Source organism: Streptomyces sp. NPDC051315, from assembly GCF_044455165.1.
Taxonomy (GTDB): Bacteria; Actinomycetota; Actinomycetes; order Streptomycetales; family Streptomycetaceae; genus Streptomyces.
Map to the genome: position 1 here is coordinate 299,157 of NZ_JBITEN010000006.1, position 11,787 is coordinate 310,943.

At 72.6% G+C, this 11,787-nt stretch carries 6 protein-coding genes; 4 read left to right on the forward strand and 2 right to left on the reverse strand.

What is annotated here, in order from left to right; genetic code table 11:
* Nucleotides 1–39 precede the first annotated feature (39 nt).
* Genes ACIBBD_RS14760 through ACIBBD_RS14775 form a run of 4 tightly spaced genes read left to right on the forward strand, consistent with a single transcriptional unit; the run spans nt 40 to nt 5,898 of the window.
* On the forward strand, nt 40–1,695 hold the full coding sequence (locus tag ACIBBD_RS14760) for an extracellular solute-binding protein (RefSeq protein ID WP_399419750.1): 1,656 nt from the start codon (nt 40–42) through the stop codon (nt 1,693–1,695).
* Nucleotides 1,692–3,203, forward strand: coding sequence for a xylan 1,4-beta-xylosidase (locus ACIBBD_RS14765; RefSeq protein WP_399419751.1), 1,512 nt, complete (start codon nt 1,692–1,694; stop codon nt 3,201–3,203). The genes ACIBBD_RS14760 and ACIBBD_RS14765 overlap by 4 nt, the downstream gene beginning before the upstream one ends.
* A complete protein-coding gene (locus tag ACIBBD_RS14770) occupies nt 3,200–3,883 on the forward strand; it encodes a hypothetical protein (RefSeq protein ID WP_399419752.1) in 684 nt (227 codons plus the stop codon). The genes ACIBBD_RS14765 and ACIBBD_RS14770 overlap by 4 nt, the downstream gene beginning before the upstream one ends.
* Nucleotides 3,880–5,898, forward strand: a complete 2,019-nt coding sequence (locus ACIBBD_RS14775) for a beta-galactosidase (RefSeq protein WP_399419753.1) — start codon at nt 3,880–3,882, stop codon at nt 5,896–5,898. The genes ACIBBD_RS14770 and ACIBBD_RS14775 overlap by 4 nt, the downstream gene beginning before the upstream one ends.
* Here the strand turns inward: ACIBBD_RS14775 and ACIBBD_RS14780 are convergent.
* A complete protein-coding gene (locus ACIBBD_RS14780; RefSeq protein WP_399419754.1) occupies nt 5,892–7,883 on the reverse strand; it encodes an alpha-glucuronidase in 1,992 nt (663 codons plus the stop codon). The two genes, ACIBBD_RS14775 and ACIBBD_RS14780, sit on opposite strands and share 7 nt — an antisense overlap.
* 87 nt (nt 7,884–7,970) lie before the next feature.
* Nucleotides 7,971–11,765 carry a GH92 family glycosyl hydrolase gene (locus ACIBBD_RS14785; protein ID WP_399419755.1) on the reverse strand — a complete coding sequence of 1,265 codons (3,795 nt, stop codon included), beginning with the start codon at nt 11,763–11,765 and terminating at the stop codon, nt 7,971–7,973.
* Between the last annotated feature and the right edge of the window lie 22 nt (nt 11,766–11,787).

Here is an 11,787-nt window from a genome sequence, read left to right on the forward strand (position 1 = left end):
TACCTCTCCTCGACCCGCTTACGGAACAAGGGAGTTCCCGTGAAGAACGCAGGACAACTGTCACGGCGTCAGATCCTGGCCGCTGCGGGCCTCGCCGGCCTCACCGCCCTCACCGGCTGCGGCAGCGGCGACGACGGCGGCGACTCCAAGGACCTGTCGAAGAAGCAGAACGGCGCGATGAAGGAGTACCGCGTCGGCCAGCAGTTCAAGGCGTCCGAGCCGCTGTCCTTCTCGGTCCTGCACAACGACAACCCCGTCTATCCGATGAAGAACGGCTGGCTGTTCTGGAAGGAGCTCACCCGGCGCACCGGCATCACCCTGAAGCCCGTCTCCGTCCCCCTGGTCGACTACGAGAAGAAGCGCAGCGTCCTCATCGGCTCGGGCGACGCCCCGTTCCTCATCCCCAAGACGTACCACCCGTCGGAGGTCGCCTTCGTCTCGTCCGGCGCGATCCTCCCGGTCAGCGACTACGTGCACCTCATGCCCCACTTCCGCGACAAGGTCCGGAGATGGAAGCTGGAGCCGGAGATCGACTCCATCCGTCAGGCCGACGGCAAGTTCTACCTGCTGCCCGGCCTGCACGAGAAGGCCAGGTCCGGCTACTCGCTGTCGCTGCGCACCGACGTCCTCGACCGGCTCGGGCTGAGCCTGCCCACCACCTGGGACGAGGTGTACACGGTGCTCAGGGCGGTCAAGGAGGAGTATCCGGACCGCTACCCGTTCTCCGACCGCTGGAGCAAGAACACGCCCTATCCGGCCGCCGCGCTGTTCAGCTACCTCGGCCAGGCGTACGGGGTCAGGGCCGGCTGGACGTACGACAACATCAGCTGGGACGCGAGCGCGCAGGAGTTCGTCTTCACCGGCGCGACGGACGCCTTCCGCCGGATGATCGAGTACGTGCGGAAACTGGTCGCCGAGAAACTGGTCGACCCCGAGAGCTTCACCCAGACCGACGAGGAGGCGGTGCAGAAGCTGCTGGGTGAGAAGTCCTTCGCGATCAGCGCCAACCCGCAGGAACTCGTGCAGAACTACCGCTACAACCTGGAGAAGCAGGTCGAGGGCGCCAGGATCGAGATGGTTCCGGTGCCGATCGGACCCGCCGGTCCGGTGGTGACGGGCGGCGCCCGGCTGGAGAACGGCGTCATGGTCTCCAGCAAGGCGCTGAAGAGCGACAGCTTCGTCGCGATGATGCAGTTCGTGGACTGGCTCTGGTACTCCGACGAGGGCCAGCGGTTCGCCAAATGGGGCGTCGAGGGCGTCACGTACACCCGTTCCGGCGGCCGGTACCGGCTGAAGGACGGCATCAGCCTCATGGGCTCCGACCCGGACGCCCCGAAGGACCTCCAGAAGGACTACGGCTTCTTCAACGGCGTCTTCACCTACGGCGGCAGCTGGGAGCTGGTCTCCTCCTCGTTCAGCCCGGACGAGAAGGCGTTCCAGGACGCCATGGCCCGGCGCGAAGAGCTGCCCATCGGACCGGCCCACCCCCTGCAGTCCGTCGAACAGGAGCAGGCCGCGCTCTGGGAGACGCCGCTCAGGGACCAGGTCACCCAGAACACGCTCAAGTTCGCCCTCGGCAAGCGCCCGCTGTCGGAATGGGACGCCTACGTCTCCGAGCTGAGGGCGAAGAACATGCAGCAGTTCGTCGACCTGCACAACAAGGCGTACGAGCGCTTCAAGAAGGAGAACGGGTGATCCGCGTCCCCGCGGAGGCGACCGGCCGGCTCTCCGACGCCTGGCGGTACTGCGTCGGCACCGGCCGGATCGAACTGGCCCTGCGCCGCGACCACCAGGACTCCCTCGCCCTCCTCCAGCGCGAGATCGGCTTCCGCCACCTGCGCGGCCACGGTCTGCTCAGCGACGGCATGGGCGTGTACCGGCCGTACGACCACCAGGGCACCCGCCGGGTCCACCACTCCTTCACCTACGTCGACCAGGTCGTCGACGCCTGCCTCGCCCACGGCGTCCGGCCCTTCCTCGAACTGGGCTTCATGCCCGACGAGCTGGCCTCGGGCGAGCAGACGGTGTTCTGGTGGCGCGGCAACGTCACCCCGCCCCGCTCCCACCGCGCCTGGGCCGACCTGGTCCGTGCCACGCTGGGACACCTCGTCGACCGCTACGGCCTCGACGAGGTGCGCACCTGGCCCGTCGAGGTGTGGAACGAGCCCAACCTGCCCGACTTCTGGCAGGACGCGGACGAGAAGGCGTACCACCGGCTGTACGAGGTGACCGCGCACGCCGTGAAGGAGGTGGACGCCTCCCTCCAGGTGGGCGGCCCCGCGATCTCCCCGGGCGCCGACGACTGGCTGGTGCGGTTCGCCGAGTTCACCGACGAGCACGACGTGCCCGTGGACTTCGTCTCCCGGCACGCCTACACCTCCGGGCCGGCCCAGCACGTGCCCTTCGGCGTCCACCAGACCCTGGCCCCCGCCGACCGCCTCCTCGACCAGTTCGCCACCCCGCGACGGCAGCTCCGCGGCACCCGGTACGCCGGCCTGCCCGTGCACATCACGGAGTTCAACTCCTCCTACCGCCCCGACAACCCCGTGCACGACACGGCCTTCCACGCCGCCTACCTCGCCCCGGTGCTCGCTGCCGGAGGCGACCTCGCCGACTCCTTCTCCTACTGGACCTTCAGCGACATGTTCGAGGAGACCGGCGTCCCCACCGCCCTCTTCCACGGCGGCTTCGGCCTCCTCACCCACCGGCAGGTCAGGAAACCGGCGTTCCACCTGTACGCCTTCATGGCCCGGACCGGCCCCGAACTGCTCGCCCGGGGCGACGACCACCTGGTCACCCGCCACCCCGACGGCCGGGTCACCGTCCTGGCCTGGGCGCCCGTCGACCCCACCGGCGAGACCCCCGGCCCGGACCGGCACGCGCTGCACCTGTCCGTCCCCCTCGCCGCCCGCGGCGAGGCCTTCGTCCGCCGGTCCACCGTCGACGAGGAACACGGCAACGCGTACACCGCCTGGCGGCACATGGGCAGCCCGCGCTCGCCCAGACCGGCGCAGCTGGACATCCTGCACGAGTCCGCCGAGCCCGCCCGCAGTCACCGCCGGACACCCCTGGCCGACGGCCGGGCCGACCTGTGCCTCACCCTCGCCCGCCACGAGATCACCCTCGTCGAGCTGACCCCGCTGACCGACGAGACCCCGCCCTGGTGGGACGAACGGCGACTGCTCGGCAGGGAGGCCGCATGAGCACCGTCCGCACCGCGGACTTCGGCACCGGCACCCTCTCCCGGGCCGCCGCCCTCCTGCACACCCTCCTCACCGTCGAGGCCCTGCTCCTGGCCACCGCCGCCCCCGGCCTCCTGGGCCTGCTCCTGCTCGGCCCCGACCCCGCCAACCTGCCCCTCGCCGCCGTCTGCCTGCTCCCGCTCGGCCCGGCCGCCTCCGCCGCCGTCTACGCCCTGCACCACCGCAGCCACGACCTCACCGACCTGCACCCGGCCCGCGTCTACCGGCGCGGCCTGCGCCTCAACGCGCTCCCCGCGCTGAAGCTGTGGACGCCCCTGCTGGCGTGGCTGACCGTGATCGCCTTCACCCTCACCCACTTCTCCGCCACCGGACTGCCCGGCTGGTGGGCGGTGCTCCTCGGGGCGGTCGGCGCGGCCTGCCTGCTGTGGGGCGCCCACGCCCTCGTCCTCACCTCCCTCTTCGCCTTCCGCGCCCGTGACACCGCCCGGCTCGCCGGGTACTTCCTGCTGCGGCACGGCCGCGCCACCCTCGGCGCCGCCTCCCTGCTCGTCCTGTCCGGCACCCTGACCGCCCTCATGACCGAGGCCCTGCCCGCCCTGCTCGCCGCTCCGCTGCTGCTGTCCCTGCTGCGCGCCGCCCGCCCGGTGATCGCCGAGACCCAGGAGGACTTCACCGCATGACCGCGCCGCGCACCCCGAAGATCCCGTACGGCGGCGACTACAACCCCGAGCAGTGGCCGCGGCAGGTGTGGGACGAGGACCACCGCCTGTTCACCCGGGCCGGCATCGACACCCTCACCGTCGGTGTCTTCTCCTGGTCCCTGACCCAACCCGCCCCGGACACGTACGACTTCACCGTCCTGGACCGCGTCCTGGACCGGGCCCGGGCCGAGGGCCGCCGGGTCTGCCTGGCCACCGGCACCGCCGCCCTCCCGCCCTGGCTGGCGAAACGGCACCCCGAGGTCAATCGCACCGACTTCGAGGGCCGCCGCCACCGCTACGGCCAGCGCCACAACTTCTGCCCCAGCTCACCGGCGTACCGCCGCCTCGCCACCGCGATGGCCGGCCGGCTCGCCGAACGCTACGCCGAGCACCCGGCGCTGCTCGCCTGGCACGTCAACAACGAGTACGGCGGCGCCTGCTACTGCGAGCTGTGCGCCGAGGCCTTCCGGGGCTGGCTGCGCGAGCGGCACGGCACCCTCGACGCCCTCAACGACGCCTGGTGGACGACCTTCTGGTCGCACCGCTACACCGACTGGGACGAGATCGAGCCGCCGAGCGCCCTCACCGAACACTGGCGCGGCCCCGACCACACCGCCTTCCAGGGCATCACCCTCGACTACCGGCGCTTCATGACGGACGCGCTGCTCGGCTGCTTCACCGCCGAGAAGCAAACCATCCGCGTCCACGACCCGGACACCCCGGTCACCACCAACCTCATGGGCCTGTACCGCCCGCTCGACTACCACCGCTGGGCGCCCCACCTCGACTTCGTCTCCTGGGACAGCTACCCGCCCCTCGACGCCCCGCCGACCCGCGCCGCCCTCGGCCACGACCTGATGCGCGGCCTGAAGGACGGCGCCCCCTTCTGGCTGACGGAGCAGACCCCGTCCACCACCGCCTGCCGCGACGTCAACCCCCTGAGACGGCCGGGTGAACTCCGGCTCGCCACCTGGCAGGCGATCGCCCACGGCGCCGACGCCGCCCTCTACTTCCAGATGCGCGCCTCACGCGGCGCCTGCGAGAAGTACCACGGGGCCGTCATCGGCCACGCGGGCCGCGACGACACCCGCGTCTTCCGCGAGGTGGCCGCGGTCGGGGCCGAACTGTCCGCGTTCGGGCCGGTCTCCCTCGGCGCCCGCACCCCCGCCCGCACCGCGCTCCTCTTCGACTGGGACAGCTGGTGGGCCCTGGAGATCTCCGACGGCCCCTCCCGCCTGGTCCGCTACCCGGACGTCGTCCACGCCTACTACCGGGCCGCCCGAGCGGCGGGCGCCGACGTGGACGTCCTCCCGGTCACCACCGACCTCACCCCCTACGACGTGGTCCTCGCCCCCGTCCTCCACCTCGTCAAGGACGACCTCGCCGACCGCCTGGAGGCCCTCGCCGGCCGCGGCGGCACCGTCCTCGCCACCTTCCTCACCGCCCGCTCCGACGTCCACGACCGCGCCTTCCTCACCGACGTGCCCGGCCCGCTCGCCCCGCTGCTCGGCATCCGCGTCGACGAGTGGGACGCCCGCCCGCAGGACGTCGCCCAGCCGGTCGACCTCGGGGAGTTCCGCACCACGGCCCGCCTGGTCTTCGAGCTCGTCCAGCCGCGCGGCGCCGACACCGTCGGCACGTACGGCGCCGACTTCTACGCCGGCACCCCGGCCGTCACCCGGCACACCGTCGGCGCGGGGGAGGCCTGGTACGTGGCCACCGCCCTCGACCAGCCCGGCGTCGACCACGTCGTGCGCCGCGTCCTCGCCCGCCACGACCTGACCGGCCCCTACGCCGGGCACCCCGCCGTCGAGACGGCCACCCGCGTCACCCCCGACGGCACCCGGCTGCTGTTCCTCCTCAACCACGCGCCCGAACCGGCCGCCCTGACCGCTCACGCCGACGGCACCGACCTCCTCACCGGCAAGCGCGTCGACCGGGGCGAGCCCCTCGTCCTCGACCCGCTGGGCGTGGCCGTGCTGCGCCTTCAGTAGACGGTCCGCCCGTGCTCGTCGGGCACCCCCGACTTGCGCAGGAAGTAGCTGTTGACCTGGTCGCGCCACTCGCGGGCGCCGCGGAGCTGCTCCTCGTACCGCTCCGCGACCCGCGCGTGGCGCGCCGGGTCGACGCAGTCCGCGAGCGAGGCCCACACCCGGCGGGCCTCCTCCACCTCCGCCACGCCCTCGAAGTGCGTGTCGTAGATGTGCTGGATCACGGTGGTGCCGCTGTGCAGCACATGCCCGTACGGCACGTGGTGGAAGAACAGCAGCAGCTCGTCGGGGCAGGTGCCGGGCGACTCGTACCGCGCGGCCCACGGCTCGGCGTACTGCGCCGCGTACCCCGTGCCGGTCGCCGCGCTCCGGTCGACCCCGATGCCGTCCCGGTCGGCGAAGTGGTACGTCCCCCACGGGCTGTACTCGTAGCCGTCCACGCTCGGCCCGTAGTGGTGTCCCGGCTGCACCATGAACCCGACGCCGAGCGGCGCGGTGTACTTCTCGTACGTCCGCCGGGAACCGCGCAGCAGCGTTCGCACCCCGGTCACCAGCCGCTCCGGGGCGGCCGGGAAGGTCAGCGCGATCCACTCGTCGAGGAGGCGGTGCGGGTCCGCGTCCGGCTCCCAGGCGAGCCGCCCGACGGTGTACAGGTTGGCCTGGGCGAGGGGGTGCCCGGTCCAGAACGGGTCGTCGCCCGCGTTGGACACCGCGACGAGCCCACCCCGCGCCAGCTCCCCGACCGACGGCCCGTCCTCGCCCTCCGGGCGGAACCGCAGCACCTCGCTCCACATCGGCCCGAGCCAGCACACGTGCCGCTGCTGCCCGGTGTACTCCTGCGTGGCCTGCACCTCCACCGCGAGCCGGGTGCGCGGCATCGCCCCGAGCACGGGGGAGACCGGCTCGCGCACCTGGAAGTCCATCGGCCCGTGCTTCACCTGGAGCACCGCGTTGTCGGCGAACTCCCCGTCCAGCGGCGCGAAGTGGTCGTAGGCGGCCCGTGCCCGGTCCGTCGTACGGTCCCGCCAGTCCTGCCGGTGGTCGTAGACGAACGCCCGCCAGTGGACCGTGCCGCCGTGCGGGGCGAGCGCGGCGGCGAGCATGTTCGCGCCGTCCGCGTGCGAGCGGCCGTAGGTGAACGGCCCCGGCTGGCCCTCCGAGTCGGCCTTCACCACGAACCCGCCGAAGTCCGGTATCGCCGCGTACACCCCCCGCACGGCCCGCGCCCACCACTGACGCACCGCCGTGTCCAGCGGGTCGGCGGTCGGCAGCCCGCCCAGCACCACCGGCGCGGCGAAGGTCACCGACAGATGGACGCGGATCCCGTACGGACGCAACGCGTCGGCGAGGACGGCGACGTCACCGAGCCGGTCGGTCAGCAGACGCGCCTCCGTCGCGTGCACGTTCACGTTGTTGACGGCGACGGCGTTGATCCCGCAGGCCGCGAGCAGCCTGCCGTACGCCCGCACCCGCTCCACCTCGCCGCGTGCCCGTCCGTCCCGCCAGAACAGCGACCCGCCGGCGTACCCGCGCTCCACCTGCCCCATGACCGGGTGCACGTCCACGTTGTCCCAGTGGTCGAGCATTCGCGGCGCCACCGCCGGCCGGTGCACCGCGCGCGGGCGCTCACCCCGGAAGGCCTCCTCGCCGAGCCGGACCACGTGGAACAGCCCGTACAGCAGGCCCCGTTGCCCGGACGCCGTGACGGTCGTCGTACTCCCCGCCCGCCCGCAGGTGAACCCCTCGTCACCGAGGTGGTCCGCGTCCGTCACCTCCATCACCAGGTCGTACGGGGCGACCGTGCCGCCGCCTCGCACCACCTCCCCGCCGAACCGCCCGCAGGCGTCCGCCACCTCACCGTGCACGGTCTCGACGAGCGGCCCCGAGCCCCGGATCAGCGTCCGCCGGGCCCCCAGGGCCCGGAAGGCCTCCGGGGGCAGCCAGGCGGGATCGATCCCCTCGGGCAGGGCGGGCACGGAACGGGGCATGGGCCCTCCGGTTGGGCGACGGGAACCGGACGAGTGCGGAACACGGGTGCGGGCCGGGTCACCGGGCGGTCGTGGTCGGTCACCCGATCATGACAACAACTCGACCTCCGTGAGGCCTGCTCGGCCGTCGACCACCAGCCGGTAGTGCCCGTACGTGCCCGGCCGCGCGACGGTGAAGGCCCGCGTCTGCCGGTCCCACCGGAAGGTCTCACCGGTGCGCTTGTCGAGATCGGTCCAGGTCCGGCCGTCGGGGGAGCCCTGAAGGGTCCAGCCGGCGGGCGCCCGGGCGTGACCGGCGGAGGTCAGGGTGTACTGCACCGCCCTGGCGCCCGCGGCGACCGGCAGCTCCACCGCGCCCGACACCTCCGCCCCGGTCGCGGACGTGTCGTCGAACAGGGCGCCCTCGCCCTCCAGCACGTCCCTGCGGGGCGTGGGCACCTTGTCGTCCCGGGTGATCGACACCGGCGCCGCGTCCTTCCCGCTGCCCCACGCCGACGGCGCGGGCCCCATGTCGAAGTCCAGCACCGCGCCCTTGGCGAGCACCGAGTGGGGGAGCGCGGTCGACGTCCAGGCGCGGCCGTCCACCTTCAGGCCCTGGACGTACACGTTCCGCGCGCTGTTCCTCGGGGCGCGGACCACCAGGTCCTCGCCGTTCTCCAGGTGGACGGTCGCCTTGGTGAACAGGGGGGAGCCGACGGCGTACTCGCCGCTGCCCATCACCAGCGGGTAGAAGCCGAGCGCCGAGAACAGGTACCAGGCCGACTGCTCGCCGTTGTCCTCGTCGCCGTGGTAGCCCTGCCCGATCGCGCTGCCGGTGTACAGGCGCGCCAGCACCTCGCGCACCCCGGCCTGCGCCTTCCACGGCTGCCCGGCCGCGTCGTACATGTAGAGCGCGTGGTGGGCGACCTGGTTGGAGTGCCCGTACATGCCCATCCGCACGTCCCGCGCCTCCGTCATCTCGTGGATGACCCCGCCGTAGGAGCCCGCGAACTGCGGGGAGGCGGTCTCCGGGGTCGTGAAGTAGGCGTCGAGCTTCTTCGCCAGGCCGTCGCGGCCGCCGTACAGGTTGGCCAGGCCCCGGCCGTCCTGCGGGGCGGTGAAGGCGTAGCCCCAGCCGTTGGTCTCGGTGTAGTCGTGACCCCAGACGCGCGGGTCGTACTCCGCCGACGGCACCCGCCAGTCGCCGTCCTCGTCCCGGCCCTGGAAGAAGCCGGCCTTCGCGTCGAAGAGGTGGACGTAGCCCCGCGCCCGGTTGAGGAAGTACTCCGCCTCCTCCCTGTAGCGCCGTTCGCCCGTCTCCCGGTACAGCGCCTGGCCCATCCGGGCGATGCCGTAGTCGTTGAGGTAGCCCTCCAGGGCCCAGGAGAGGCCCTCATGGGTGGCCGTGCTCGTGTAGCCGAGGAAGGGGGAGGTCGCCATGCCCTTGCGGCCGACGCCCGACGACGGGGGGACGACGGTCGCGTTCTTCACCGCCGCCTCGTACGCCGCCCTCGCGTCGAGTCCGACGCCCTTGACGTACGCGTCCGCGAAGGCCACGTCCGACGACGTGCCGGTCATCAGGTCGGCGTACCCGGGTGAAGACCAGCGCGAGGTCCAGCCGCCGTCCCTGTACTGCTGCACGAACCCGTCGGCGAGCTCACCCGCCCGAGTGGGCGTCAGCAGCGTGTACGCCGGCCAGGTCGTCCGGTAGGTGTCCCAGAAGCCGTTGTTGACGTACACCCTGCCGTCGACGATCTTCGCGCCGGTGTGCGTGGGGGTGTCCGGGCCCGGCGCCGGGGAGAAGGGGGAGGCGTACTTGTACGTCGAACCGACCTTCTCGAAACCGGAGTTGGGGTACAGGTACAGCCGGTACAGGCTGGAGTACAGCGTGGTCAGCTGGTCCGGTGTCGCGCCCTCGACCTCCACCTTCCCCAGCAGCTCGTCCCACTGCCGCCGCGCCTCGGACTTCACGGTCTCGAAGTCCGTACCCGACGGGATCTCCTGGCGGAGGTTGTCGCGGGCCTGGTCCACACTGATCAGGGAGGTCGCCAGCCGCAGGGTGACCGTGCGGTCGGCGCCCGCGTCGAACCGCAGCCAGCCCCTGACCCCGCTCGCGGCCCCGTCGGTCACGGGCGCGTCGAACTCGCCGTACACGAAGAGCCGGGTCGCGCCCGTGGACAGTCCCGACTTCACGTCCGAGTAGCCGGTCACCACGCCTTTCCCGGTGTCGAGGGTGAGGCCCGCCTGGTCGGTGACGTTGTCGAGGACGACACTCGCGTCCTCGCCCGGGTAGGTGAAGCGAAGGGCCGCCGCGTGGTCGGTCGGCGCCATCTCCGCCCTCAGCCCGTTCTCGAACCGCACCCCGTAGTAGTACGGCCGCGCGGTCTCGTTCGCGTGCCGGAACGGCAGCGCGCGCGCCGTCCGCCCGGTGTCCGGGACGCCGGCCGCCGCGGACGGCATCACCTGGAAGGTCTGCCGGTCGCCCATCCACGGACTCGGCTCGTGGCTCGCGCTGAACGCCTGGAGGGTGGGCAGGTTGTCGGCGTTGTTGGCGCGCGCGTAGTCGTAGAGCCAGCCGAGCGTGGACGCGTTGGTCACCGGCGTCCAGAAGTTGAAACCGTGCGGTACGGCGGTCGCAGGGAAGGTGTTGCCGCGCGAGAAGCTGCCGCTGGAGTTCGTGCCGCGGGTGGTCACCGCGTAGTCCGACAGATGCGCCTTCGGCACCTCGGGCGCGGCCGTCCGCAGCGCGATGTCGTCCACCCAGCCCCGGAACCGCGCGGGCCCGCCCGGGGAGTCGTACGCCAGCAGGATCCGGTCGACGGTCTTCCCGGCCGCCACCGGCCCGACGCCCGCCACCACGTCGTTCCACTGGTTGACGTAGAGCGACTTCGCGGCTCCCTGCCCGCGCGGCGACAGCGGGAAGCCGTACTGGTCCCTCGCCCCGAGCCCGCTCAGGTACGTCCCGTCCGTGAAGGCCAGGTCCACCGACACGTGCGTCGCCGCGTAGTCGCGGTCCCCGTCGGCCATCGCCGGGTAGACGCGGTACGCCAGCTGCGTCCGCGCACCGACCCGCACGTTCACGTCGAAGACCTTGTTGTACGAGTAACCGCGCCCGGAGGCGGTGTGGCGCCCGGCGTAGCGCAGGGCGCGCAGCCCGGTGAAGCCGGCCCGTGCCTTCGCGGTCGGGGAGCCGCTCGGGCCGCGGTCGACCACGGTGAGCATGTCCGGCGGCACGGGCCCGTCGCTCCCGCCCGTGCCGAGGCGCACGTCGGCGAGCTGGAGGATGCCGGCGCCGTGGTTCCTCGTGACCGTCAGCCGGAAGTGCCGGTGGGCGGCCGTCGGAGCGGCGAGGGCGTACGTCCTCGTCTGGAACCGCTCGGTGAAGGTCTCCCCGGTGCGGGTGTCGAGGGTCGTCCAGGTCGTGCCGTCCGCCGAACCTGCGAGGGTCCAGTCGGCGGGGTCGCGTTCGGCGACGTCGTTGGCCGAGGTGAGCGCGTACGTGGTGACGGCGGCCGGCTCGGCCAGCTCGAACTCGGCCCAGCCGGTGGCGGAGAAGGCCAGCCACTTGGTGCCCGCCTCGCCGTCGACCAGGTTCTCCTTCACCTCGCCGCCGGCCGTGTTCTCCGCGCTGGCCCGTACGTCCGTCACCCGGTCGGTCACGTCACCGGGCAGCCCGCCGCCGTAGCCGCCGTCGACCCCCGACGCCCGTTTGCCGCCGCCCGGTGTCGTCTCGACGGCGCTCTGCCAGTCGGGGGCGGGCTGACCGGCCTCGAACGACGACGCGAACTGCCGCTCCGGTACCGGAACGGGGGCCGGCAGGGCGCTCGCCGCCCCCGGAGTGCCGGCCGCCATGACGAAGGCGGCCGTGAGAACGACCGCCCGACCCCATCCGACTCGCCGCATGCGTGAGCACCCTCCCCGGATC